Annotated in this window: 23 protein-coding genes; 9 read left to right on the top strand and 14 right to left on the bottom strand. The window is 64.5% G+C overall.

The window, feature by feature from the left end; all coding sequences use genetic code 11:
- Positions 1-31: 31 nt before the first annotated feature.
- The 6 genes from PPGU16_RS35250 to PPGU16_RS35225 all read right to left on the bottom strand — a co-directional run bounded on the left by PPGU16_RS35250 (position 32) and on the right by PPGU16_RS35225 (position 6620).
- A complete protein-coding gene (locus PPGU16_RS35250; RefSeq protein ID WP_180725468.1) occupies positions 32-598 on the bottom strand; it encodes a cytochrome b in 567 nt (188 codons plus the stop codon).
- A gap of 14 nt (positions 599-612) precedes the next feature.
- The gene (locus PPGU16_RS35245; protein WP_180725467.1) at positions 613-1485 is read right to left on the bottom strand and encodes a formylmethanofuran dehydrogenase subunit C; all 873 of its coding nucleotides are present in this window, start codon (positions 1483-1485) and stop codon (positions 613-615) included.
- Complete coding sequence (gene fhcD, locus PPGU16_RS35240; protein ID WP_180725466.1) at positions 1482-2441, bottom strand: formylmethanofuran--tetrahydromethanopterin N-formyltransferase; 960 nt, start codon at positions 2439-2441, stop codon at positions 1482-1484. The genes PPGU16_RS35245 and fhcD overlap by 4 nt, the downstream gene beginning before the upstream one ends.
- A gap of 13 nt (positions 2442-2454) precedes the next feature.
- A complete protein-coding gene (locus tag PPGU16_RS35235) occupies positions 2455-4155 on the bottom strand; it encodes a formylmethanofuran dehydrogenase subunit A (protein WP_180725465.1) in 1701 nt (566 codons plus the stop codon).
- Positions 4152-5552 (bottom strand): molybdopterin-binding domain-containing protein, encoded by a 1401-nt coding sequence (locus PPGU16_RS35230; RefSeq protein ID WP_180725464.1) that lies wholly within the window; start codon positions 5550-5552, stop codon positions 4152-4154. Before PPGU16_RS35230 ends, PPGU16_RS35235 begins: the two co-directional genes overlap by 4 nt.
- A gap of 291 nt (positions 5553-5843) precedes the next feature.
- Positions 5844-6620, bottom strand: a complete 777-nt coding sequence (locus PPGU16_RS35225; RefSeq protein WP_180725463.1) for a HisA/HisF-related TIM barrel protein — start codon at positions 6618-6620, stop codon at positions 5844-5846.
- A 16-nt stretch (positions 6621-6636) separates the two neighbouring features.
- On the opposite strand from PPGU16_RS35225, the gene PPGU16_RS35220 reads away from it, so the two are divergent.
- The 3 genes from PPGU16_RS35220 to PPGU16_RS35210 all read left to right on the top strand — a co-directional run bounded on the left by PPGU16_RS35220 (position 6637) and on the right by PPGU16_RS35210 (position 9508).
- On the top strand, positions 6637-7662 hold the full coding sequence (locus tag PPGU16_RS35220; protein WP_180725462.1) for an ATP-grasp domain-containing protein: 1026 nt from the start codon (positions 6637-6639) through the stop codon (positions 7660-7662).
- The gene (locus PPGU16_RS35215) at positions 7659-8759 is read left to right on the top strand and encodes a hydantoinase/oxoprolinase family protein (protein ID WP_180725461.1); all 1101 of its coding nucleotides are present in this window, start codon (positions 7659-7661) and stop codon (positions 8757-8759) included. Before PPGU16_RS35220 ends, PPGU16_RS35215 begins: the two co-directional genes overlap by 4 nt.
- 158 nt (positions 8760-8917) lie before the next feature.
- Entirely contained in the window at positions 8918-9508 is a 591-nt protein-coding gene (locus PPGU16_RS35210; protein WP_180727181.1) for an amino acid kinase family protein, read from the top strand.
- A 25-nt stretch (positions 9509-9533) separates the two neighbouring features.
- Here the strand turns inward: PPGU16_RS35210 and PPGU16_RS35205 are convergent, their stop codons facing one another.
- The 3 genes from PPGU16_RS35205 to pqqA form a co-directional block, all read right to left on the bottom strand.
- Positions 9534-10241, bottom strand: a complete 708-nt coding sequence (locus tag PPGU16_RS35205) for a (5-formylfuran-3-yl)methyl phosphate synthase (RefSeq protein ID WP_180725460.1) — start codon at positions 10239-10241, stop codon at positions 9534-9536.
- Positions 10242-10252: 11 nt separating this feature from the next.
- Positions 10253-10846 (bottom strand): DUF447 domain-containing protein, encoded by a 594-nt coding sequence (locus PPGU16_RS35200; protein WP_180727180.1) that lies wholly within the window; start codon positions 10844-10846, stop codon positions 10253-10255.
- An 870-nt stretch (positions 10847-11716) separates the two neighbouring features.
- A complete protein-coding gene (pqqA, locus tag PPGU16_RS35195) occupies positions 11717-11791 on the bottom strand; it encodes a pyrroloquinoline quinone precursor peptide PqqA (protein WP_007576927.1) in 75 nt (24 codons plus the stop codon).
- A 406-nt stretch (positions 11792-12197) separates the two neighbouring features.
- On the opposite strand from pqqA, the gene PPGU16_RS35190 reads away from it, so the two are divergent.
- The 5 genes from PPGU16_RS35190 to PPGU16_RS35170 are packed head-to-tail and all read left to right on the top strand — an operon-like array spanning position 12198 to position 17182.
- Positions 12198-13691: a form I ribulose bisphosphate carboxylase large subunit gene (locus PPGU16_RS35190; RefSeq protein ID WP_180725459.1), complete on the top strand. Its 1494-nt coding sequence runs from the start codon at positions 12198-12200 to the stop codon at positions 13689-13691.
- 44 nt (positions 13692-13735) lie between these two features.
- Positions 13736-14137 carry a ribulose bisphosphate carboxylase small subunit gene (locus PPGU16_RS35185; protein ID WP_180725458.1) on the top strand — a complete coding sequence of 134 codons (402 nt, stop codon included), beginning with the start codon at positions 13736-13738 and terminating at the stop codon, positions 14135-14137.
- Positions 14138-14190: 53 nt separating this feature from the next.
- Positions 14191-15162, top strand: coding sequence for a CbbX protein (gene cbbX, locus PPGU16_RS35180; protein WP_180725457.1), 972 nt, complete (start codon positions 14191-14193; stop codon positions 15160-15162).
- Positions 15163-15171: 9 nt separating this feature from the next.
- Entirely contained in the window at positions 15172-16281 is a 1110-nt protein-coding gene (locus PPGU16_RS35175; protein WP_180725456.1) for a class 1 fructose-bisphosphatase, read from the top strand.
- A gap of 28 nt (positions 16282-16309) precedes the next feature.
- The gene (locus PPGU16_RS35170; RefSeq protein ID WP_180725455.1) at positions 16310-17182 is read left to right on the top strand and encodes a phosphoribulokinase; all 873 of its coding nucleotides are present in this window, start codon (positions 16310-16312) and stop codon (positions 17180-17182) included.
- Positions 17183-18041: 859 nt separating this feature from the next.
- On the opposite strand, the gene PPGU16_RS35165 is transcribed toward PPGU16_RS35170, so the two are convergent.
- From PPGU16_RS35165 to PPGU16_RS35155, 3 genes are read right to left on the bottom strand one after another with little or no spacing between them, the layout of a single operon-like run.
- On the bottom strand, positions 18042-19430 hold the full coding sequence (locus PPGU16_RS35165) for a DUF6513 domain-containing protein (RefSeq protein ID WP_180725454.1): 1389 nt from the start codon (positions 19428-19430) through the stop codon (positions 18042-18044).
- A complete protein-coding gene (locus PPGU16_RS35160) occupies positions 19409-20008 on the bottom strand; it encodes a flavoprotein (RefSeq protein WP_180725453.1) in 600 nt (199 codons plus the stop codon). The genes PPGU16_RS35165 and PPGU16_RS35160 overlap by 22 nt, the downstream gene beginning before the upstream one ends.
- Before the next feature lie 29 nt (positions 20009-20037).
- Positions 20038-22143: a sigma-54-dependent Fis family transcriptional regulator gene (locus tag PPGU16_RS35155; RefSeq protein ID WP_180725452.1), complete on the bottom strand. Its 2106-nt coding sequence runs from the start codon at positions 22141-22143 to the stop codon at positions 20038-20040.
- A gap of 306 nt (positions 22144-22449) precedes the next feature.
- On the opposite strand from PPGU16_RS35155, the gene PPGU16_RS35150 reads away from it, so the two are divergent.
- The gene (locus PPGU16_RS35150; protein ID WP_180725451.1) at positions 22450-22920 is read left to right on the top strand and encodes a dihydroneopterin aldolase; all 471 of its coding nucleotides are present in this window, start codon (positions 22450-22452) and stop codon (positions 22918-22920) included.
- 68 nt (positions 22921-22988) lie between these two features.
- Here PPGU16_RS35150 and PPGU16_RS35145 read toward each other — a convergent pair whose 3' ends face one another.
- Positions 22989-23411, bottom strand: a complete 423-nt coding sequence (locus PPGU16_RS35145; RefSeq protein ID WP_180725450.1) for a hypothetical protein — start codon at positions 23409-23411, stop codon at positions 22989-22991.
- Positions 23412-23535: 124 nt separating this feature from the next.
- Positions 23536-24045, bottom strand: a complete 510-nt coding sequence (gene fae / locus PPGU16_RS35140) for a formaldehyde-activating enzyme (RefSeq protein WP_180725449.1) — start codon at positions 24043-24045, stop codon at positions 23536-23538.
- Positions 24046-24129 lie beyond the last annotated feature (84 nt).

The following is a 24129-nucleotide window of genomic DNA, read 5'->3' as shown; positions in this document are numbered from 1 at the left end:
GAAACAGGCCTCGATTGATGCATACCGCGCATCACGGCAACATTCTGCGCAACAGCCCGTCGCGGTCGATCAGTTGATGCTTGAGCGCGCCCGCCACGTGTAATGCGATCAACGCAATGAAGATCCATGCGGTGATTTCATGAATGGTGAACCAGAAGTGGCGCAAACCTTTGTCGTCCCAGCCCCACTTCGGCAGCATCAAGCCCCAGAAACGCGTGCCGTAAGTGTTGAACGACGAGCCCAGATAGCCCGTCACCGGCATCACGATCATTGCGGCGTATAAAAGAACCTGCGTAGCGCTCGCGGCGGCGCGTTGCCACGCTCGCATCGGCGGCAACGGCGGCCTGCCGGATACCATGAGAACTCCGATGCGCATCAGCACCAGCAGGAAAATCGTCAAGCCAAGCGACTTGTGAAAGTTGATCAGCGTGGCCTTGAACGGCAGGCCGCGCGGCAGTCCGACCATATAGAGGCCGATACCCAGCATCACGATGATGCAGATCGCGATCAGCCAATGCAGCACGATCAGCGCCATCGGGAAGCGCTCGGGCCTCTCTCTGCTGCTGCGCGCGATATCGGTCGAGCGTGTCGCGTTCATGTCGGTTCCCTCGATCATTCGACGATCAGCAGTTCGCCGCGTCCATCGACTGCAAGATCGCCCGCGTAGCGCTGCGGCGGCGTGCGGGCGTCGAGTGCCGCAAACGGCGCGAGGCGCTGCGCCATGGCCGCCATCGCCGTGCTGATAGCGGACGCCGCATCGCATTGCGCGGCAAGCGCCCGCGTGAGCAGCGACCAGAACACGTCGAAGCCGCGTCCACCCGTCGTGAACGTGGGCGGAATGCGCTCAGGTCGTTGCAACATCAACAGCGTGCCGCGCCGCATGCCGTAACCATAGTGTGCGCCGACCCGGCCCGCAATGCCGATCGTCCCGGCAACGATGCGGGAGGCGGCGTAGTCGCCCGCGTCGCCGCCGATCAGCAACGTGCCGCGCCGCATCCGGTCGCCAAGCCGTGCCCCCGCGTTGCCCGAGACGATCAGCGTGCCGCCCGTCATGCCTTCCATGCCGCCCGGCAGCGCGCCTGCCGCGAAGTCGCCGCAATCACCCGCCACGACGAGCGTTCCGCCGCGCATTTCGCAACCCGCGAAATCACCGGTGCCGCCCGCTATGTCGAGCGTACCGCCCGTCATGCGCAGGCCCGCGTAATCGCCCGTCGCGCCGCTGATGCGCAGACTGCCTGCGTCGAGCTGCGCGCCCAGCCGGTCCAGCCAGCTTGCGTCGCCTTCGATCACCAGACGCGCATCGTCGCCGTTCGTCTCGACTGCGACGTCGAACAGATCGCCGATTGCGCAGGCTTCGTTGCCCGCAGGCAGCATCCGATGCGCAATCTCCGCGCCCGACAGCGCCGATAGCGCGGACGGCAACAGCGGCGAGCCGTCCACACGACAACCCGGCGCGGCTTTCACGCGCAACGTGATCGTGCTCATGTCGCGCCGTCCGCAGGGCTGTCTTTCTGGCGCTGCACAATGCCCGCCGCCAGTTCGCGCAGCTTGAAATGATAGGGCCCGAGCTTGCCGCCATAGTTCCCGGCGGAAATGCGCACCACACCCTGGCCGGCAGCGGCGGCTGCCTCGATGCCCGCCGTCATCGCCGCGCCGACGTCCGCGTCCGTCAGGCCGTCGATCACGATTTCCAGCACGCAGCCCGTCTGCGCATCGAGTTCGCTGCGCTGCGACAAGCCGGTGAGGGTCGGGCAGAACGCATCGTTGGTCGACGCGACGGCGCCTTTGTATTTCGAGCCGATCTTCGATCCCGACCGCACGACGCCACCCGGAAACGGCGTAATCACGTTCGCGAGCCGGTGCATCGCGGCGACGGCCGCCTCGGCGCCCGCCAGGGCGCTATCCAGATCGCGCGCGAGCAGCAGCAGGTTGCCGCCGCCGACGGCCTTGACGGTCTGCACCGATTCTTCGCAGACGAATTCGCCATCCATCACGGGCACGCGCCAGTAGCGCACGCCGCCGAGCACTTTCGAGATCTGCCAGCCATCGCCGAAAAACCGCAGCGAGCCGCCGAGCGGCGCGACATCGGACAGCGGCGCGCGTGTCGTCGCGGGATCGATGCCGTTGTAGACGGCCGTGGTCGGGCAGGTCAGCACGCATTGGCCGACGCGCCGCGCGATCTGCTTCACCAGTTCCTTCGAGGACACCGCAAAAATCAGGACCGAAATACCGGGACGGCCATCGGGCGTCGCGTCGGCGGCGATCTCGTGCTCGATGCCCGCCTCGCAGCCGCAGTCGATCACCGAGGTCGCGAATCCCGTCAGCGAATCCGCCGCCGCGCGCGCCCAGCGCGGCGTATGCGCGGTGATGACGAGACGCGTCGCCTTCATCGGGAAGGCTTCCGCGAAGGTGTCGTCGATCAGGGTGTCGTTGATCTGCATCGCGCGTCCGCCTTCATGCTCGCGCGAGGCACGCGACGGGCAGCAGCCGTCCGCCGCGGCAGCATGCGCAGATTTCGTCGTCGCTGATCGCCGCGTGCGCGAAGTTCGTGGCCAGATTCGCGTCGCTGTACTGGCGCAAGGTCCTTTCGATGCTCCTGTCGTAGTCGGGCGAGACGAAGTGGATGCCGCCCGTCGGGGTCGACACGAGGTTGCCGTCGCGCGCGACCAGTTCGCCGTCCTTGAACACATAGGCGGGCGACGTGAACATCCGCTCGCGGTCCGCGTCGTCGCGATACACGGCGATATCGGCCGCGGCGCCCGGCGCGAGATGGCCGCGATCCTTGAGTCCGAGCAGGCGCGCCGGGCCGGCGCGCGTGATGATCGCGATGTCGTACAGCGAAAACTCGCGCTTCAGTTCGGGCAACGCGCTCGCCACCTTCGCTTCCGGGTGCAGCCGGTCGATCTGCGCGTCGCGGAACGGCTTGTCCATCAGCAGGCGGATCAGATGCGGATAGCTCGTGAACGGGCCGCCGTTCGGATGATCGGTCGTCATCGACACGCGCCACGGGTCGTTCACCAGCAGAAAGATTTCCAACCCGATGATCCATTGCAGCGCATTCACATAGCTTTGCTCGCGATAGCGGAACGGCACGACGCCGCATCCCGCATCGCATTCGATATCGCCGACGATCCACTTGTGCGGACGCGCGAGCGGCGCGTTACTGAACTGCATCATCGTGTCGCCGGACGCCGTGACCGTCTGCCCGAAGATGATCTGGCCCACGTCGATCGATACGTTAGGCCGTGCGTTGACCGCATCGGCAATCGCGCGCGCGCCTGAAGAAAACTTGCGCGGGCCTTCCGTGCCGTAGCTGTGAAACTGGATGTGCGTGAGATGAATGGGCAGGCCGTCGGCGGCGTCCATCGTTGCGATGGTCGAATCGATATTACCCGGCACGCCCAGGTTGCTCGCGTGCACGTGCAGCGGATGCGGCACGCGCAGTTCGGTCAGCGCGCGGGTCAGCGTGCGCAACACGTCGCGTGGCGTAATGCCGTAATGCGCGTGCGCTTCGTCGACATCGAGCGAGCGCTGGTTGAACTTGAACGCCGAGATGCCGCCTGGATTGACCACTTTCACGCCGAGCGCGCGGCTCGCGTGCATCGTCCAGCCGACGTAATCGCGCACCCGCTCGAAGTCGTCTTTCGCGGCGAGCATCTGCAGCAGCAGTTCGTCGTTGCCGAGCATCACGTAGGCGCCGTGATCGATGATCGGCGTGTCGCCCATTTCCAGATGCGCGTGGCGTGCGTTCGACGCGATCATCGCGGGCTCGAAGGCCGCCGTGTAGCCCATTTCCGCGTAACGGTAGCCGGTGGCGAGTGTGCCGGGCGCGCAGACGCCGCACGACGGCATGCGCAGATAGCGGCCCCGTTCGTCCTGCACGGCTTCGTACGATGCGTCGCGCGGCGCGTCGTCGCGATGATCTTCGGGCAACAGCAGCCGCGACAGGTTGGTCTTGCCGCCGCCGATATGCGAATGCAGATCGATGCCGCCCGCCATCACGATCATGCCGTGCGCGTCGTAGTCGCGATCGACGGCGCCGTCGGTGGGCGCCTCGACGATGCGGCCATCGCGGATATAGACGTCGCGCTGCTCGCCGTCGACGCCGTTCGCCGGATCATAGACGCGGCCGCCTCTGAGTCGCGCGATGCTCATGCCGGGCTCCGTGCCTGCGCGGCGCGTGTCGCGAGCGCCTCGGCAAGATGCGTCGCGATGAACGCAACCGTTGGCAGCGCAACATGCCGCGCCGCATGCAGGGGCACGACGACGGATGTATCAACGCGAAACAGATGACCGTCGCTGTCGATACCGGGCGTCGCGACGGGAATGAAGATCGTCTTTGCTCTGCGCGTTTGCAGATCGGGCGCAGAGCCGAGTGCGGGCGTGCCGAGCACGATCAGGGGCGTGTTTGCGTCGAGCGTGGAGGGTGGTGGATGCGTGTCGAAGCTGGCCGTCCACAGCAACGCATCCGCTTCGCCCGCAGCCAGCAGACGTTCAGTGCGATAGCGATAAGGATCGTGGTCGAGCGGCGCCGTGCCCGGCGGCCGGTCGGGCTTCGACACGCGCGTGCGCAACGGAAAGCCCGACAGCCACGTGATGGTCTGGTTGACGCTCAGCGTGCCGTCTGCGCCGCCGAGCGTCAGGACGCCCGCGCGGCTCGTGCGGTTGATCGCCTTGACGATCCGGTGCAGCGCCTCGATCAGCAGCGCTGCATGCGGCTGCGGCAGTTCGGCCGGCTCGATCACGAACGCCGTGTAGCGCGCTTCGGCGATGCGCGCCATCAACGAAGCGAGTGCTGTCGCGATGCCCGCGCCGTCATCGAACGATTCGGCTGTGCGGCCTTCGGCAATAGCCGACCACAGCGCGAGCACGTCGTGCGGCGAAGCATCGGCTAGAAGCGAAGTGCTGCGCGTGTCGTCAGCCTGACTGGCGGCCGGATCGGTGTCGCAACAGACGAAGCGGATCTCGCGCTGCATCGACGTGCCGCTCGCAATGCGCTCGTAAAAGCGCGGATGCTGCGCGGAAGGCTGGCAAGCAAACACGATCAGCAGATCGGCGCGCGAACGCACTTCGGACAAGGTCGTGAAGAACGCGCCGCGATCCTGTAGCGCCAGCGTCGAGGCGCTCAGCGCGTCGCCATGCAGCGAATCGAGGATCGCGCCGCAGCCGGCAGCGAGCGCATAGAGCGCGCGTGCACCGGCAATATCCGTTGCGCAGCCGCCAAAGAGCGGCCTGCGTGCCTGCGCGAGTACGGCGGCGGCTGCATCGAGCGCGGTATCGAGTGACACGGGGGCGCCGTCGACGGCAGGCGAGCAGACGTTGTCGCTGGCGTCATGGCGCGTCAGCGCATCGGCGAGCCGCGCGCATTGCGTGGCGGGCGCGGCGATCGTCTGATCGCGTGAGACGTGGGCCTCGATGTCGTCGCACAGCAGCGGGCAGAAGGGGCAGGTCCAGTCGTGAGTCGTCGAAACGGATGGCAATGGCCCATCGGCGGCCGATGTCGCGTTGGCGTGCGTGACGTTGGACGTGGAGGGGGACGTGGACTCGTGCATAAGACCCCGATCAGCAAGGTCCGTGCCGATCTCGTCGTCGGCTTGCAGCGGGCTCGTGCAAGCACGGTTGCCCGGCATTTCAGATGAGCGCGTGGCAAACGGCTCGCTGCGTCGAACGTGAACACCTCATGAGCGGCCCAATATGTCCGCCGCGCGCCGGGCCGGGCGCAGCACAGTATGTGCTTCGCGCTGCAACAGTGTGTCACTTGAGGACAGTGCGCGGCCCACTGCGCATGCGAGCCGCGCCGTTGCTGCAACGCGGTCCGCGTGGCATGGATATTGTTTCGCGGATCACGCTGCGGCGTCTGAGCGCGTTGTTTGCGCGGTGCGAAGCCTGCCGTCGTGAAGGGCCGATGCGATCAGCCATGCATGCGCGCCGTTGCGTGCGGCTGCATCGAGATCGTCGCGATGGCGGATACCGCCTGCGCCGATGACCGGGCGCTGGCCCGCTTGCGCGTGGATCAGGTTGAACGTCTCGAGGTCGGGGCCGGCGTCGGCGCCGACCTGATCGAGCGTCATGACGATCACGCGCGACGGCCATGACGCCGGCGAGCGTAGTGCCTGCGCGAGTTCGGGGGCCGCGATCAGCTCTCGGCCGCGATGATCGAGCGACAGGATGGGCGCGTAGCCGGCCGCTTCGGCTTCGCGCAGCGCGTCGAGCGAGTGCAGCGACTCGGAGCCGAACACGGGGACGATGCGGGTTTCCGTGGGGCCGGTTGCCGTGGCGATGCGCGCGAGATGGGCAAGCATCGACGGGAAATCGGCGAAGCCCGCGTCGAGCCAGATTTCGAACGGGCCGCTGTGTGGCCCGATATGCGCATGCGGATGCGCGAGGTTCGCGGCGAGCGCGGCCACTGTCGACGGATCGGCTTCGCGCGACATGATTGCGCCGAGGTCCGCGACGTACAGCGCAGGCGCGGCCGTCGCGGCAACGAGCGCGCGCGCGACGGGCAGCGGCTCGCTCGTCGCGCACAGCGATGACTGGATGGGTCGATAGTTCGCGCGGTCGCCGCGTATCGCGCGCACTGCGTGGCCGTCGAGCAGATCGAGAACCGGGATCACCTGCATGCGGAGACGTTCCTTGATGAAGCTCTGGGTTTATGAGTATCTCACTGGCGGCGGCATCGACGCGCAACTCGCGGGCGCCAGCAGCCTCGCGGATCTGAGCGCGCTCGTGGTCGAAGGGCGCGTGATGCGCGATGCGATTGTCGGCGATCTGCGGCAGCTCGACGGCGTGCAGGTCAGCTTTGCGAGTTCGCGCTTCGAGCATGTGCCTGAGGGCGTCGCGCATTGCCGCGCGAAGCCGGGCGAATCGATGCTGGAGTTCGTCTCGCGGGCCGCGCGCGAACACGACTATGCATGGATCGTCGCGCCCGAGTGCGATGGCCTGATGCTCGATCTCGCCGATGCCGTCGGTCCCGCGCGCTGGATCGGTTGCACGAAGGAAGCCATCGCGCTCGCCTCGAGCAAGCGCGCGACGGCGGCGCGGCTCGCGTCGCGCGGCATTGCCGTGACGCCTGCGCTCGAACCGGCGCAGGTCGATCCGCGCACGCAGCACCGCTGGGTCGTCAAGCCCGACGACGGCGCGGGCGGACTCGATACGCTCGCGTTCGACGACGCCGACGCGGCGCGCGCCGAATATGCGGCGCGCCGCGCGGCGCAGCGCGAAACGGTGCTGCAGGCGTGGGTGGATGGCGACGCACTGAGCCTGTCGCTGATCTGCGATGCAGCGGGTGCGACGCTCATCAGCATCAACCGGCAGAGGATAGACGTGGCTGCCCCCGTCGTAGGCCATGCCGGGCGGGTGGTCGGCTTCGACGGCGTGGATATCGACCAGATCGACCGCGACAGCGCGCAAGGCCGCACGCTCGATGCGCTCGCGCAGCAGGTCGCGGCGTCGCTGCCCGGCTTGCGCGGGTTTGCCGGGATCGATGTCGTGTGGCATCCGTCGCGCGGCCCTGTCGTGATCGAAGTGAATCCGCGTGCGACCGTCGCGTATGCCGGATTGTCCGCGCGGCTCGGACGCAATCTCGCTGCCGACGTGCTCGCGGCGCATGGTCTGCAGGTCGCGGGGCGTCCGGCGTTGTCCGCATGCGGAGCGGGATCATGAGCGCGTCCATGGCTTCGATGGCCGGGCCTGTCGTGTTCGGCTGGGACGTCGGCGGCGCGCACGTGAAGGTGTCGCGCGTCGACGCGGACGGTATCGTCACCGATATCGCGCAATGGGCGTGTCCGCTGTGGCAAGGGCTCGACCATCTGCATCGCGCGATCGATTCGGCGGCGGAACGCTGGCCCGATCTCACCCAGGCGAGCGCGCGCCACGCAGTCACGATGACGGGCGAAATGGTCGATCTGTTCGCCGACCGCGAGCATGGCGTGCGTGCGCTCGTCGATGCGCTGGCCGCGCGGCTCGGCGCCGATACGGCATTCTTCGCGGGGGCTTCCGGCTGGCTGGATGCCGCGCAAAGCATCGCGCACTGGCGCGCCGTCGCGTCGGCGAACTGGCTGGCGACGGCGCAGCATGTCGCGACCCGCATCCGCGACTGCGTGCTGATCGATATCGGCAGCACGACGACCGACATCGTGCCCGTTGCCGACGCGCGCGTCGCGGCGCGCGGCGTCAGCGACGCGACGCGGCTCGTAACCGGCGAACTCGCGTATCACGGCGTGGTGCGCACGCCGTTGTGCGGCATCGCGCATCGGATCGCGTTTCGCGGCGAGACGGCGAGCGTGATGAACGAATGGTTCGCGACAAGCGCCGACATCTACCGGCTGACGGGCGAACTGTGGCCGCCGCACGATCAGCATCCAAGCGCCGACAACGGACCGAAGACGTTCGCCGCGAGCTGCGCGCGGCTGGCGAGAACGATCGGCCGCGATGCAGGCGACGCGACCGAAGACGAATGGCGCGAGTTCGCCCACGCATGGCGCGACGCGCAATTGCGCGCGATCGGCGCGAGCTTCGAGCAGGTGTGTGCGGCGCATCCGTCGCTGGCGCGGGCGCCTGTCGTCGGCGCGGGTTGCGGGCGCTTTCTGGCGGCGGCGCTGGCGAAGGCCCATGCGCGCGATTACGTGGATTTCGGCGCGCTCACACAGATCGCGCACGACGCGCCAGCGGATGCCGCCGAATGGATCGCGACCTGCGCGCCGAGCGTCGCCGTCGCGTGGCTGATGACTGCGAGGAGGCGAGAACAGCGCGCCGCGTGAAGCGGCGGCAACGGGCTTGCGACGCGTGAGGCGCAGCACCATCGATGCGCGCGCGGTATGCGCGGCGCAGACTCGCGATGGCGCGGCGAGCGCAGGGCTGACGCGGGCGGGCCGTCGGGCGTGCCATCGTGAGGTCGAACGAGAGCGAGGTAACGGACATGTGGGTGGTGAAGATCGGGGGCAGCCTGAGTCACGACCCGTCGCTGCGGGACTGGCTCACGCAGTTGTGGGAGGTCGGCGGCGGGCGCGTGGTGATCGTGCCGGGCGGCGGGGATTTTGCGGACAGCGTGCGCGTGTATCAGCAGGAATGGCAGTTCGACGATCTTGCCGCCCACAACATGTGCCTGCTCGCGATGACGCAGTACGCACTGATGATGCAGGCCGTGCTGCCCGACCTCGTGCTGGCGACCAACGAAGAACTGATCCGGCGCGCGCTGCGCAAGGGCAAGGTTGCCGTGTGGATGCCCGTGAGCCTGATGCGCGTCACGCCCAACGCGATGACCAACTGGGACACGACCTCCGACAGCCTGGCCGCGTGGCTGTCCACATCGCTGAATGCGGAGCGTCTGATGGTCGTGAAGTCATGCCCGGTCGGCGCGAACGTGCCGCTCGTGACGCTCGCATCGAACGGTGTCATCGATGCGAGCTTCGTCCATTACGTGAAAGAGGCGAATTACGAAGTCGAGTTGTTCAGCAAGACGGATGTCGCGCTGGTGCGCGAGCGACTCTTGAATGCATCGGCCGTGTGAGCGCGCGATGGCGCGCTGTCTACGCTTACGCGGCGGCCGTCGATGCGACGGGAGCCGCGTGATGCAGCGCGTCGGCCCATTGCGCGACGCGGCGCGGATCGAGGCGCGAGGTGCGGCCGTTCTCGCATAGCGCGGTGCGAAAGCCGGCAACATCGGGCGCCAGCGCGCGGATCGCGTCGAGTTGTGTCCAGCCGAGCGAACCGGCGATGCAGGCCATGGCGCCCGACGCGCGAATCGTCGTGATGTAGCGCGCGAGCGTTGCGCCGTCGATGCAATCGAGCAGCGTGCGGCCCGTCTTGCCTGCCGTATCGAACACGATGCCTGCGAAGCCGAGCGAGACGGCGTGTTCGACGAGTTCTGCATCGACGCCGTCGTCGCACAACAGCACAGGCAAGACGTTGGCATTCAGGCCAGCGATGCGCGTGAGGCAATCGCGCGCATGCGGTCCCGGCACGACGCCGGCTTTCACGAAATCCACGCCTGTTTCGCCGACTTCGTCGATGCGCGCCGCGATGGCGTCGAGCGCGTCGGGCGGCAGGTCGCCGATCGTCGCGCTGATGGGTTTCACCGGGTAGCGCGAGCGCAGCGTGCGCGCGATGCGCCAGATGTTGTCGATCGACACGCCGCCGAGTGCGCCTGCGAGCGGCTCTTTGAGATCGATCAGGTCGGCGCCGGCGCCGGCTGCGTCGAACGCTTCTTCCGCCGAGCGGACGCTTGCGAGCAATGCGGTCATCGAGGTCTCCGTCAGGAAGCAGTTTTTTTGTCGGCGGCGTCGCCGGTGGTGCGAAAGCGTTCTACTGCTGCTGTGATCCATTGCCATGCGACGAGTTCGTCGGGGCCGGCGGTTTTATCGATGGCGATCTGCAGGTAGGCGAATTCGCGGTCGATCTTGTCGGCGGGCAGCATGAAAAGCCGGCTCACGAGGATGGCGCCTTCTATTACCGCCGCCTGTGCGCGGTTGAAGCCCGCGAATGGGGCGTGGTTTTCCGTGTGCACGGAGCGCATGTGGAGGACGGGACGCTGCGGGTCGTCTTGTGTGATGTGATCGAGGGTGAGTTCGGTGTGGGCCAGTGAGTTTTTTAGCCTGAGGCTGGGGACTTGGGTCGCCGGGCTTGTCGGCCAGTCGCGTTGGGTGCCCGTGACGCAACCGGCGAAGACGCGGACGTCGGTTGTGAAGTTGATCACCGCTGCGCGGGTGGCTAGTACGTTGTCCAACGTTCTCGATGGCCTGAACGGGGCCAGGATCGTCAGGCCGTTTTCGTCGTGACGGATGCCCATTGGGGCGATATGGGCGACACCGTCGATGGAGCATGTTGTGATGATGGTTTCGTGGATCAGCATTTGGTTTTTTGCCTTTGGCGGCAGGCCGTTTGGTGATCTGTTTTTTTGTTTGCTGCGCAGGCGGTTTGGTTTGCTTGTTTGTTCGCTGGCATCCGCGTGATGTTATTGGTGCTTCAGGCGTCGCCCCTGTGCGGGGCGGCACCTACTTTTCTTTGCCGCCGCAAAGAAAAGTAGGCAAAAGAAAGCGGCTCACACCGCCAATTCTAGTCCCCGCCTGAGGGCCCCCAAAGGGTCTTACGCTCCACACGGCAGCGTAGCTTTGTGCGTTCGTTGCCAGCGTTCTCTCTATACGCATCACCCACTTCACACTCCGGAGTCGCGGCACGCCGTGCCAGATAGTCCTCCGCCGCCCAGGTGGCAAACTGTGTGTAGGCTTTCGCGCCATCGGCGCATCACTCCGGACGGTAAAGCAAGATTGGTGTTTCTGGTAAGGCACTGACCGGTACGGTACGACGACCTACACACAGTTTGCCACCTGGGCGGCACATGCGATTTGCTGCCGCTTGTCTGAATACGGGTACTCGAAGCGGGTGAGGCGTTCATTCGAAGCGTTGGCAACGCACACAAACAAAGACGTTGCCGTGTGAAGTGTAAGAACCGTTGGGGGCCCTCGGGCAAACACAAGAACTGGCGGTGTGAGCCGCTTTCTTTTGCCTACTTTTCTTTGCGGCGGCAAAGAAAAGTAGGTGCCGCCCCGCACAGGGGCAACGCTAGCGAACCAATAACATCACGCGGATGCCTGCGCGAACCACCCGCGCGGCCCGAAAGCAAAAAGCAGAAAACCAAAACCTCCTGCGGCACCGCACAAAAAACAAACGGGGCCGGCCCGGCAAAAACCTCACCGAAACCAGCCCCGCACGGGCCACTTCACCTTGTGGCGATATACATCGTAATTTCAAACCCGAAACGCATATCGGTATAACCAGGGGTAGTCCACTGCATGTTCGTCCTCCTTTAGCGATTGAAGAAAACAAAACGGCGGTCCCATTGCGAAAAAAGCACCCGCGTGCACGCACGCAAACGCCCAATCGCCTCGGCCCATGTTGCTGATGCAACTGTCGTACCAGTTACAGCCCTACGGGGAAGGGCGCGCCGTTTACGCGCCTTACTGTAGCGGAACCGCAGCAAAGTGTTCCACGAGCCGATAACCCATTGTGGACGCATTTTGCATTCCGTGCACGCGTGTTAACGGATCACTTAAGCCTGCTGAAAAAAATCGTGAATTCACTTCATCCGGGCATCCGCCTACATTGACCTGCAAGGCCGGCGACTTTCGATGCACGCCAGCTTCCACCCCAAGGCGTGCGCAGCATCAGAGGCGCGCCGCGATCCATATCGAGGCAGCCCGATGAACGATTTCAGCAAGGAAGCCGTGAAGCCCGCAGGCAGCGAAAGCACTCAACCACGCTCGCGCTATTCGGCGGGTGTCCTCAAGTATCGCGAGATGGGCTACTGGCAACCGGACTACACGCCAAAAGACACCGACATCATCGCGCTGTTCCGCATCACGCCGCAGCCGGGCGTCGAGCCCGAAGAAGCCGCCGCCGCCGTGGCGGGCGAATCGTCGACGGCCACCTGGACCGTGGTCTGGACCGATCGCCTGACCGCGTGCGACATGTACCGCGCCAAGGCGTTTCGCGTCGAACCCGTGCCCAACGCGAGCGAAAGCGAGCCGCAATATTTCGCGTTCATCGCCTATGACCTCGATCTGTTCGAGGAAGGATCGGTCGCGAACCTGACGGCCTCGATCATCGGCAACGTGTTCGGCTTCAAGCCCCTGAAAGCGCTGCGGCTCGAAGACATGCGCATTCCCGTCGCGTATCTGAAGACCTTTCAGGGTCCGCCGACAGGCATCGTCGTCGAACGCGAACGGCTCGACAAATACGGCCGCCCGCTGCTCGGCGCCACCGTCAAGCCGAAGCTCGGGCTGTCGGGCAAGAACTATGGACGCGTCGTGTACGAGGGCCTCAAGGGCGGTCTCGACTTTCTGAAGGATGACGAAAACATCAATTCGCAGCCCTTCATGCACTGGCGCGACCGCTATCTGTTCGCGATGGAAGCGGTAGCCCGCGCGCAAGCCGAGACAGGCGAACTGAAAGGCCATTACCTGAACGTCACGGCGGGCACGATGGAGGACATGTACGAGCGCGCCGAATTCGCGAAGGAACTCGGCTCGTGCATCGTGATGATCGACCTGGTGATCGGCTGGACGGCCATTACATCGATGGGACGCTGGGCGCGCAAGAACGACATGATCCTGCATCTGCACCGCGCGGGGCATGGCACGTACACGCGGCAGCGCAATCACGGCATTTCGTTTCGTGTGATCGCGAAGTGGTTGCGCATGGCAGGCGTCGATCATGCGCATGCGGGCACCGCTGTCGGCAAGCTCGATGGCGATCCGCTGTCGGTACAGGGCTACTACAACGTGCTGCGCGAGTCCCACAACCCCGTCGATCTCACGCGCGGCCTCTATTTCGATCAGCCATGGGCGAGCCTGCGCAAGGTGATGCCCGTCGCGTCGGGCGGCATTCACGCGGGGCAGATGCATCAGCTGCTCGATCTGTTCGGCGACGATGCGATCCTGCAGTTCGGCGGCGGCACGATCGGCCATCCTTCCGGAATTCAGGCCGGCGCGACGGCCAACCGCGTCGCGCTCGAAACGATGGTCAAGGCGCGCAACGAAGGCCGCGACATCGCGAACGAAGGCCCCGATCTGCTCGAAGCGGCCGCGCGTCATTGCACGCCGCTCAAGCAGGCGCTCGATACATGGGGCGATATCACCTTCAACTACACGCCGACGGATACACCTGATTTCGCCGTCACGCCGAGCGTGGCCTGAGCCATCGCGCGCCGTACACGCCGAATCCGAATGAGGAGCCTGCCATGCGTATCACCCAGGGAACGTTTTCCTTCCTGCCCGACCTGACCGACGACGAAATCCGCCTGCAGATCCAGTACGCGTTGAGCCAGGGCTGGTCGTGCTCGGTCGAATTCACCGACGACCCGCATCCGCGCAACACGTACTGGGAAATGTGGGGCCTGCCGATGTTCGATCTGCGCGACGCGGCGGGCGTAATGATGGAAGTGACGAGGTGCCGCGACGCGTATCCGCAGCACTACATCAAGGTGAATGCGTTCGATTCGGTGCGCGGCTTCGAGACGATGCGGCTGTCGTTCATCGTGAATCGTCCGGAAGTCGAACCGACGTTCGCGCTGGGACGTCAGGACGACCGCTCGCGCGTGCAGCGCTATTCGCTCACGGCGGTGCGCGCCGCGCCGCGCTAGCGGCGGCAGCACGCCAGTAGCGCAGACCAGAACACGAACAGGGAGACATCGTAATGAACGCCGTCGTAACGGAGCCGCTGGCGCAACAGGAAACGCAAACGCCGCGCGTCGACCTGCTTGCGCTGTTTCGCGAGTCGGGCATCGCCGACGTGCTCGACGAACTCGACCGCGATCTGGTCGGACTTGCGCCCGTGAAAACGCGCATCCGCGAAGTCGCCGCGCAACTGCTCGTGGGCCGCGCGCGCGAGGCGCTCGGCATCGAAAGCGGGGCGCCGACGCTGCACATGTGCTTCAGCGGCAATCCCGGCACGGGCAAGACCACCGTTGCGCTGCGCATGGCGGACGTGCTGTTCCGGCTCGGCTATATCCGGCGCAATCATCTGGTGTCGGTGACGCGCGACGATCTGGTCGGCCAGTACATCGGCCACACCGCGCCGAAAACGCGCGAAGTGCTCAAGCGCGCGATGGGCGGCGTGCTGTTCATCGACGAAGCGTATTACCTGTATCGCCCGGAAAACGAGCGCGATTACGGGCAGGAGTCGATCGAGATCCTGCTTCAGACCATGGAAAACCAGCGTGACGATCTGGTCGTGATTCTGGCCGGCTACGCCGCGCGGATGGATACCTTCTTTCGCAGCAATCCGGGCTTTCGCTCGCGGATTGCGCACCACCTGTCGTTTCCCGACTATGCACCCGACGAACTGCTGCTGATTGCCGAGCGCATGCTCGACACGATGCATTACCGGTTCGATGCCGACGCACGCCGCGCTTTCGAGGATTACCTCGCGCGGCGCGTGCGTCAGCCGAACTTCGCGAACGCGCGCTCGGTGCGCAACGCGCTCGACCGCGCGCGCCTGCGCCAGGCGAATCGCCTGTTCGCGCATGCGCTGGGCGGGGGCGCGAGCGCCGATCCCGCCGCGCTGACGCTGCTGAGCGCCGCCGATATCCGCGCGAGCAGCGTGTTCTCCGAATCAGGCGGCGCCGGGGCGGAACCCGGCGCCGCGACAGAATTCCCCACTTCGTAGGAGAGCATCATGCGTCACGCAAACATCACGCTCACGAGGTTTCTGGCCGGCGACGCGGACCATCTGATGTCGATGCGGCCGCCGACCGCGTTGCAAGTCGTGCTGCACGACGTCGCGGCGTCGGTGAAGACGATCGGTGCGGCGCTCGCGCGCGGCACGCTGGGCGACAGCGCAGAGGTGGATTCGGTGGCGGGCGGCGCGGTGCTCGCGTATTCCACGCGACGCCGCAAGCTCGCCGAAGCGGCCGTGCGCAGCGCGCGGGCGGAGCAAATGGACACTGCGGTCACGCCCGAGTACCAGCTTGCCTTCGATCCGCTGAACTGCCCGTGGAATGCGGACATCAACGGCACGGCGGGTTCGATCTTTTCGGTGATGCGGGTGCAGTCGCAGGGCAGCGCGGTGAACGGCAACGACGCGCGAGCCGAAGCCTACGGCGAACTGGACTGCGAATCCTGTGGCGAAGCCTACGGCGCGCCGTTCCTCCAACCTGGCCGCGAACAGGCGGCAGCGGGCTACACCATCTACGGCCCGGCGACGATGCTCGTCATCACGCTGGGCGAGGGCACGCACGGCTTCACGCTCGATAGCCAGACGGACGAGTTCATGCTCACGCACCCGTCGATCCGCATTCCGGACGAGACGGGCGAGATTGCCGTCGATGCGTCCAATGAGCGCTTCTGGGAGCCGCCCGTGCGCCGCTACGTGCACGAGTGCCGCGAAGGCCGCGCGGGCTGCCGCGAGCGCGATTTCAGCCTGCGCTGGAGCGACGCGCTGGTGCCGGAAGTGCATCGCATCCTGATGCGCGGTGGCCTGTTCCTGATGCCGCGCGACTACCGCACGCGTTCGGCGATGCGCGGCCGCCTGTCCGCCGTCTACGACGCGAGCCCGCTCGGTTTCCTCGTCGAGCAGGCGGGCGGCATGGCGACGACGGGCCGCGAACGCGTGCTCGACGGCGCGCCGCGCACATTTCATGAACGCATGCCGCTGATACTCGGCTCGTCGAACGAGGTGGCGCGTATTGGCCGCTATCACCGCGAGCACGATCTGGGTATCGACATGCCTTTTACGTCGCCGCTTTTTCGTGAGCGCTCATTGTTCCTTCCGGAAACCTCGGTCTGACTCTTGACCTGTAACCAGGAGACTGCGCATGTCAGTCAGACATCCGATCGTTGCCGTAACGGGGTCGAGCGGCGCGGGCACGACCACTGTCATGAGGAGCTTCACGCACATTTTTCGCAGGGAGAAGATCAATGCGCAGATTGTCGAAGGCGATGCGTTCCATCGGTACGACCGGCTCGGCATGCGCGAAGCGCTGCGGCAGAGCGAGCGTGACGGCGTGCGCGACTTCAGCCACTTCGGGCCCGATGCGAATCTGCTCGAAGAACTGGAGCAGCTGTTCGCGAGCTACGGGAACTCGGGCGGCGGGAAGTTCCGGCGTTACGTGCACGATGAAGCGGACGCGGTGGTGTACAAGCAGGACCCGGGGACATTCACGCCATGGGAGGATATTTCGCCGGGCACGGACATGATGTTTTACGAAGGGCTGCATGGTGCGGCCGTGACCAGCAAGGTCGACATCGCACAGCATGCGGATCTGCTCGTCGGCGTGGTGCCGATCATTAATCTGGAGTGGATCCAAAAGCTGCATCGTGACCAGACGCTGCGCGGTTATTCGCACGAGGCTGTCGTCGATACGATTTTGCGGCGGATGCCGGATTATGTGAATTACATCTGTCCGCAGTTTTCGCGTACGCATGTGAATTTTCAACGTGTTCCCACTGTTGATACTTCTAATCCTTTTACTGCTCGGGAGATTCCGCAGCCTGATGAGAGTTTTGTTGTTATTCGGTTCTCCAAGCCGAAGGGCATTGATTTTCCTTATCTGCTTACGATGTTGCATGACTCTTTTATGTCCCGTCCTAACGTTATCGTTGTGCCCGGCGGCAAGATGGGGCTCGCTATGCAGTTGATTTTTACGCCTATGATTTTGCAATTGCGGGATCGGAAGTCACGTGCGTGACTGGGTTCTGGCGGGGCCGTAGTGTTGTGGCTCAGGTGTGTGTGTTGGCTGACGGCCCTGGAGGTTGTGGCCCCGCGTGGGTCGTCAGTTTTTTTTTGGTTTTTCGTTTTGGTTTGCTTTTGGTTTTCGCTGGCATCCGCGGTTTGCTCTTTCGCGGGCATCCGCGTTATGCATTTGGTCTGCAAGCGTTGCCCCTGTGCGGGGCGGCACCTACTTTTCTTTGCCGCCGCAAAGAAAAGTAGGCAAAAGAAAGCGGCTCACACCGCCAGCACGTGTTTTTGCCTGAGGGCCCCCAACGGGTCTTACGCTTCACACGGCAACTTTCCTGTTCGCGTCCGTTGCCAGCGCCCTTGCGGTGCGCGTCACCCGCTTCACGCTCCCGCACTTCAGCAGGCCGCGCCAGACAGCCACCGCCGCCCAGGTGGCAAACTGTGTGTCGGCCCAGGTACTCCACACGCCTGACTCCGGACCGATAGCGCACGCGTCCCACCCTGTAAGAGCGCCGAGCTATACGACGCGACAACCTGCACACAGTTTGCCACCTGGGCGGCGCATAACATTCGCTGCCGCTTGCCGTTGTACGAGTGCCTGAAGCGGGTGATGCCATTGTTCAAAGCGTTGGCAACGAGCACTAACCAGGGCACTGCCGTGTGAAGGATGGGGACGTTGGGGGCCCGTGGATAGGAACATGGGCTGGCGGTGTGAGCCGCTTTCTTTTGCCTACTTTTCTTTGCGGCGGCAAAGAAAAGTAGGTGCCGCCCCGCACAGGGGCAACGCTAGCGAACCAAATGCATAACGCGGATGCCAGCACACACAAACACCCGCAAACCAAACCGCTTGCGCAGCAAACAAACCCTCGCTATTTAGCCGCTTTAACCTTCGTCGTGCCAGGCGCACACCAGACATCGAGGTCTTCAGCACCTCTCTCCACCTGACATCCCCAATCCAGCACCTGATCCTGATCGAACCGTTTCCCGAGCCGCCAGGCGATCTCCGCCCGTGCCGTCTGCACGCCCATATAGAAAGCATGCCCACCATCATTCTCAAGCTTCAGATACGGATACAAAGCAAACGGATCGCCTTCAACAACATGCACATCACGGTTATAAACATGAATCCCATCCGTGGTGACCTGCACACGAAAATTCGGATCTCGCACTTGCGCGGCGAACGCAGCGATCTCATCAGCGTCATAAGGAAAAGGCCGCTTCGCATGCAGCGCAGAAAGATCAGAATCGATACCTTTAGGCAGCACCTGCGCTTCATAAGCCGCATGCATCACACGCCGGGCAACATCGGCCTCACGCACAGCCCGCCGCGCATGCAGACTAACCGAAGTAGTCAGCACAGCAGAGACCCGCAACTCAGCAGCAACACCGAGCAGCACCGCATTGATCCCGCTAGTATCAGCTTCAGTGAGTTCAGTAAGATTCCCAACCCCAAGCATGATCGCAACATCAGGATACCGCTCGCGCAACGCGACATACCTCGCAATAGAAGCAGCAAAACCAAACGGAATCGGATCGAGAATAGGATCAGCGAGAAACGGCTTGCCACGCGCGACGAGCGCATCGATTGCCTGATGCAAGGAAGCCATATCGTGCGGCTCGCGCGCCACGACAACGGGCGTCGACGATACTTCATCAGCGACCCACAACGTGTCGACGTTGAGACTCATCAGATAATCGGCCCCCGCGCGCCCGCCGCGCAGAAGTTCATCCGTCACCATCGAGTCGACGCTCACGCGATAACCGTCAGCCTTCAGCATCCGCACGGCATCCTCGAGATGCGGAAACGGCGTATCAGGCAGACAGCCCACGTCGATCACATCCGCACCTTGCTCCGCGTAATGCCTGGCGCGCGCAGCGATACCCTCGAGATCGAGCCTAGGCGCATCGACGATCTCCGCAAAAATCTCCGTCGAGTACCGCGACAGATCGAACTTCCGCGCGGCGTGGCCGAAGTGCAGCGGCAGATCCTTCGCTTCCTCGGGACCACGTTCGACGGGCAATCCGAAATGCTCGCTCAACGCGGCAAGGTCCCCGCGACAACGCCCCGGCACGATCATCCGGTCCGCGCGCAGCGGCAACGTCACGCGCCGCCGGATCATGTCCGCCGTCATCAGCGCGGCAACCTGCAAGCCGATCTCGCGCACTTCCCACGTGAACGGCGCGTTCGTCATGCCCTCCAGCACCTGCACGACGCTTTTTTCGGCGAGCCTGCCAGTCAGGAAGACGATGTGTTCCATGCGAGCCCGAGGTTCGATAGCCGTTCGCTCAATGCCGCGCGCAATTCGTCGAGCGAGCGCGCGACGGTCGTGTATTCGATGCGCGCCAGCCGCTCGACGTTCTCCAGCTCGATCGCGCGCGGACGCACTTCGACCCATTCGTGCGGGCTTTGTGTGATGACGCTCGGCTCGGTGTCGCATGCGAAAACGATGCCGGGCACGCATTGCTTGCCCGCCTGCGCATAGAGGTTGGTCGGCAGCGTGTCGGAGATGCCGAGCGCGCATTTGGCAACTGTGTTGCTGGTAGCCGGCGCGATCACGACCGTGTGATAAAGGCCCTCGTACAGCATGCCGACGGGCACGCTGCTCGCGCTGTTGTCGCGCACCACGCGGAAATGCTCGCGCAGCTTAGGCACGGGCCAGCCGTAAAGCGGCAATACTTCTTCGCCGGCAGAGGACAGAAACAGATCGACGCCCGGCAACGCAAGCGCGATGTCGATCGATTCTTCCAGCATGTGTCCCGAGCCCGTGATGCACCACGCGAAGCGCGCGTAGGGGCGAAAAACGCCAGGGCGGCGGGCGGGCGACGGTGCGCTCATGCGTGGGTCAGGTATGGATCATGTGTGGGTCACTTGCCGCATGCGTCGTCGACGGAGGCCTGCGAGGCGTCGTGCGACAGCCGGATGTGCAGTCTGTGCATCTTCCGGTACAGGGTGTTGCGGCTGATGCCGAGCGTCTTCGCGACGTTGCTCACGTTCCAGCGATGTTCGTCCAGCATCGCAAGCACCGTTTCGCGCTCCTTGACCTGGATCGCGTTGAGGGCCGACAGGTCTGCCTCGTCGTCGAACGGTGTTGCGGCGGCATTGGCCTGTTGTGCCAGCGGTCCCGTCGCCGAAGCTCGGGCGGGCGCGCCGCCACGCATCTCGTCGACGATTTCCGCCGGCAGATGCGCGCAGCGTATTTCCGGTCCGTCGCACAGCGCAATCGCCATTTGCAGCACGTGCCGCAACTGGCGAATGTTGCCGGGCCACGCATAGTTCGCCAGCGCTTGCCGCGCTTCGGCACTGAGTTCGGGTGGGTCCTCGGCTTCGCTTTCGAGTATGTGCTGGACGAGCGGCAGCAGATCGGCGCGCTCGCATAGCGGCGGCAAATTGATCTCGATGCCGTTGAGCCGGTAGTACAGATCTTCGCGGAACAGGCCGCGCTGCACGAGATCGAGCAGGTTGCGGTGGCTCGCGCTGATCAGCTGGAAATCGACCTTGATCGTGGTTTCGGCGCCGAGCGGCGTGACCTCGCGTTCTTCGATCACGCGCAGCAGGCGCGCCTGCAAGGCCATCGGCATGTCGCCGATTTCATCGAGGAACAGCGTGCCGTTGTTCGCCTGCACGATCTTGCCGCGCCGTCCTTCGCGTTGCGCGCCTGTGAATGCGCCCGCGCGATAGCCGAACAGCTCGCTTTCGATCAGCGTCTCGGGCAGCGACGCGCAGTTCACCGCGACGAACGCGCCCGCCGCGTTTGGACTGATGCTGTGCAGCGCGTTGGCGAACACTTCCTTGCCGGTGCCCGTCTGGCCTCTGAGGATGATCGGGATTTTCCGCTGGATCACGCGCGCGGCCAGCTGGCTCTGCGCGGCCATGCGGGGATCGCCGAATTCCAGATGCGAGAGCTTGTCGAGCCCGGCTGCCGCCGGCTTCGCGTCGCGTGTTTCGCGTGAGGTTTTGGCGCGAGAAACGCGGTTGATCGATACATCGCTCCACTGTCCGCGCGCGCTCGTCGCCACCTGGTTCGCGTTGCCGAACGACGTTGCGTCGCGCGGCGTCTGTGCGATCACGAAGAAGCGGTTGCTGGCGTGCGCGCTGTACACGGTGATCGGGTGGAACGAGCCGCGAATGCTGCGCGCGATCATGTCTTCGAGCGTCGCGCTGAACGCTTCTTCGATGCGCTTGCCGCACAACTGGTCGGGCGAACGCAGGTCGAGCTGGAACAGCGCGCTGCGATTGGCGGCGAGCACGATGCCGTCGTCGTCGACAGCGAGCTTGCCAGCGTGCAGCGTGCCGACGAATTCAGGACGGCTATGAAAGTGGACCGTGTTGGCGCGCCGGTAGCGCGAATCGATCAGCCGGTTCTCGATCATCTGCCGCGACATGCCGACCAGCACGAGCGAATGCTGCTGCAGCATGCGCGAGCGGCTCGTCACGTCGAGCACGCCGACGATCGCGCCGCGTTCGTCGAAGATCGGCGCGGCCGAGCAGGTGAGGGACGTATAGCGCGGATAGAAATGCTCATGCTGATAGATCGCGAGACATTCGCGCTCGGTCAGGCACGTGCCCATGCCGTTCGTGCCCGCTTCGCGCTCGCTCCACACGGCGCCGGGACGCAGGCCATCGGCAGCGACGGCCTCGCCGAACGGTACCGACGAAACCTGATGCACGATCACGCCGTTGGCATCGACGAGTATCACCGCGAGTTCGGGGTCGGCGAGCTGCTGGTAGAGCGTGGTCATTTCCAGCTTCGAGCAGGCGATCAGATCGCCTGCCGCTTCGCGCCGCAAGTTCAGTTCGTGCTGCGTGAGCACGGGCGGCAGCACGAAACGTCCGGGGTCCAGACCGAAATCGACGAGGCAGCGCGTCCACGATTGCGCGACGGAATGGCTCATCGAACACGAGGCGGGCTGGTTGTTGACGATGTTCATTACATCCCGGACATGCGAATCGATGTCAACGAGCGATGACATTAGGGGCGTCTCCGATGCGTTCGGCTCGTGTCCATCCCGTTGCCGATGGGCGCGGCCTGCGCTGTATATAAGTGTTTCCCCGTGTGCTTCACGATGTGCCGCGCGTCTCGCGCGCGCGTGGCAGAACTGCTGATATGTCGTTTGAATCCGTTCCAGCGCACTCAGCAAACACTGTACAACTCGTGTCGCGATACATCAATAAATAGTCGTACGATCGTGTGCGAGTGCGCCTGCTTTTTGCTTCGCATCGTCAGATTGCCGTAAAAACCGATGCGCCGCACGCGCGCCCCACTGTGGAGCCGACACATGGACCGTTTCAACCCAGGAAGCAGTCCCATCCATTTTACTGTCGTGCTGCCATCGAGCGCGCGGCCCATGCTGGAGCCAGCAGAGCAGCCGCAACGCAGCGCCGCGCTCGATATCGTGTACATCGAGGGCTTCGTCGCGCAGACGGTGATCGGCATCGACGTGGGCGAACTGCACGAGCCGCAGCCCGTGCAACTGGATCTTGCAATCGGCGTGCCGTCGCTGCGCGCGTGCGAGACGGACCGTATCGACGACACGATCAATTACGCGGCCGTGCGCGCCGAATTGCTCACATTGCTCGCGACCCATAAGGTGCAGCTTCTCGAAGCGCTGGCCGAGCAGATTGCCCGGTTGTTGATCGACAGATTCGGCGCTCAGTGGGTGCGCGTCAAGTTGTGCAAACCCGCAAAGTTCGACGACGTCGCCGCGGTTGGCGTGATCATCGAACGGCAGCGCGTGCGCTTTGCGTGAGATGCGCGCACGTGCCCGTCGGTCTGTGACGGGCACGTCAGCGCGTGCGCAGGTTGGGTGAAGAGGCTTTACTTCGCCGCCGACGGCGTGGCCTTGGCGAGCCCGCACGCCTGATACGCCTCTTGCTGCAGCGCGCGATATTTCTTCGTTTGCGCGCGCGCCCGGTCGACGCGGAATTCATTACCGCCTTCGCCGCCGAGTGTCGCGTACTTCGCGAACGTCATCTGCTCGACGTATTCGTCATACGGTAGGGCAGCCGCAATCTTGTCGATCACGCACGAGCACTTGTAGACGTTGGCGAAATCATGGCCGTTGTCGTCCATGCAGCCGAGCACGTATTCGACACGGCCCTGGGTCGGGTAGTCATTGCCGCCGGGCGGCGCGCCTTGCGCCTTGTCACCGGCGGGATCGGCCGCCAGGGCGGCAAGCGGGATTACTGCAACGCACGCGAACGCCGCGACAGCGAGACGCGCGCGACAACGTGAGGTCATGGGTCAGCCTTTATCGTAGGGTTCAGCATCCATCGGGGAAACACGCGCGACGCAACGCGCGGCAGACCGTTACGGCCCGCCGCGCGTTGCGCGCGCGACACTGCTTGTCATGCATACGGCGCGCCTAGTTCGGCGCGAACGGGTGCGCAGCGCCTGCCTTCTTCGACACCACTTCAGCGGCGCTCGGCTCGCCCGCTACCGCGCGCTGGAGTGCTTCGCGTGTCGCCTTGTAGTTGAACTCCTGAATCTTCTTGTCGTCGTCGGCTTCCCAGTGAATGAAGACGCCGACGCAGACGAACAGGTCGTCGGCTTCGTCCTTCGGAATCGTGCCGTCTTCGACGCAATCCGCAACGGCAAGCGCCACGGCGTGCTGCGCCGGACCGAACATCTGCACGGCCTGCTTTGCGCCCTTGATGGTCACCTTGTTGAACATCACGGTATTGGGCTTGGTCAGCAGATTCGGCGCAACGACGGCGAGCAGCGACGTGAAGCCGTCCTTGTTGTTGGTGAGGGCGTGGCAGAAAGCCGATTCGGCTGCTGAGCCTCGCGGCCCGATGATCAGATCGATGTGGGCGACTTCGTTGCCCTCGCCGATAAGCGACTCGCCTACCATTACGCGGTTGATCTTGGCCATGCTGTTCCTCCAGTGAATTGGGTCTGTCGACGTGTGACGAACTCGCGACGCGTGGCGACCAACCGCGCGTTGTTTGAGGGGGAC

Source organism: Paraburkholderia largidicola (assembly GCF_013426895.1).
Taxonomy (GTDB): Bacteria; Pseudomonadota; Gammaproteobacteria; order Burkholderiales; family Burkholderiaceae; genus Paraburkholderia; species Paraburkholderia largidicola.
The sequence above is the reverse complement of the archived record's forward strand: the minus strand, read 5'-3'. Positions and strand labels throughout refer to the sequence as shown.

Coding starts and splice junctions, on each gene's coding strand:
- PPGU16_RS35250 (WP_180725468.1), bottom strand. CDS start 598: ATGAACGCGACACGCTCGACCGATATCGCGCGCAGCAGCAGAGAGAGG.
- PPGU16_RS35245 (WP_180725467.1), bottom strand. CDS start 1,485: ATGAGCACGATCACGTTGCGCGTGAAAGCCGCGCCGGGTTGTCGTGTG.
- fhcD (WP_180725466.1), bottom strand. CDS start 2,441: ATGCAGATCAACGACACCCTGATCGACGACACCTTCGCGGAAGCCTTC.
- PPGU16_RS35235 (WP_180725465.1), bottom strand. CDS start 4,155: ATGAGCATCGCGCGACTCAGAGGCGGCCGCGTCTATGATCCGGCGAAC.
- PPGU16_RS35230 (WP_180725464.1), bottom strand. CDS start 5,552: ATGCACGAGTCCACGTCCCCCTCCACGTCCAACGTCACGCACGCCAAC.
- PPGU16_RS35225 (WP_180725463.1), bottom strand. CDS start 6,620: ATGCAGGTGATCCCGGTTCTCGATCTGCTCGACGGCCACGCAGTGCGC.
- PPGU16_RS35220 (WP_180725462.1), top strand. CDS start 6,637: ATGAAGCTCTGGGTTTATGAGTATCTCACTGGCGGCGGCATCGACGCG.
- PPGU16_RS35215 (WP_180725461.1), top strand. CDS start 7,659: ATGAGCGCGTCCATGGCTTCGATGGCCGGGCCTGTCGTGTTCGGCTGG.
- PPGU16_RS35210 (WP_180727181.1), top strand. CDS start 8,918: ATGTGGGTGGTGAAGATCGGGGGCAGCCTGAGTCACGACCCGTCGCTG.
- PPGU16_RS35205 (WP_180725460.1), bottom strand. CDS start 10,241: ATGACCGCATTGCTCGCAAGCGTCCGCTCGGCGGAAGAAGCGTTCGAC.
- PPGU16_RS35190 (WP_180725459.1), top strand. CDS start 12,198: ATGAACGATTTCAGCAAGGAAGCCGTGAAGCCCGCAGGCAGCGAAAGC.
- PPGU16_RS35185 (WP_180725458.1), top strand. CDS start 13,736: ATGCGTATCACCCAGGGAACGTTTTCCTTCCTGCCCGACCTGACCGAC.
- cbbX (WP_180725457.1), top strand. CDS start 14,191: ATGAACGCCGTCGTAACGGAGCCGCTGGCGCAACAGGAAACGCAAACG.
- PPGU16_RS35175 (WP_180725456.1), top strand. CDS start 15,172: ATGCGTCACGCAAACATCACGCTCACGAGGTTTCTGGCCGGCGACGCG.
- PPGU16_RS35170 (WP_180725455.1), top strand. CDS start 16,310: ATGTCAGTCAGACATCCGATCGTTGCCGTAACGGGGTCGAGCGGCGCG.
- PPGU16_RS35165 (WP_180725454.1), bottom strand. CDS start 19,430: ATGGAACACATCGTCTTCCTGACTGGCAGGCTCGCCGAAAAAAGCGTC.
- PPGU16_RS35160 (WP_180725453.1), bottom strand. CDS start 20,008: ATGAGCGCACCGTCGCCCGCCCGCCGCCCTGGCGTTTTTCGCCCCTAC.
- PPGU16_RS35155 (WP_180725452.1), bottom strand. CDS start 22,143: ATGTCATCGCTCGTTGACATCGATTCGCATGTCCGGGATGTAATGAAC.
- PPGU16_RS35150 (WP_180725451.1), top strand. CDS start 22,450: ATGGACCGTTTCAACCCAGGAAGCAGTCCCATCCATTTTACTGTCGTG.
- PPGU16_RS35145 (WP_180725450.1), bottom strand. CDS start 23,411: ATGACCTCACGTTGTCGCGCGCGTCTCGCTGTCGCGGCGTTCGCGTGC.
- fae (WP_180725449.1), bottom strand. CDS start 24,045: ATGGCCAAGATCAACCGCGTAATGGTAGGCGAGTCGCTTATCGGCGAG.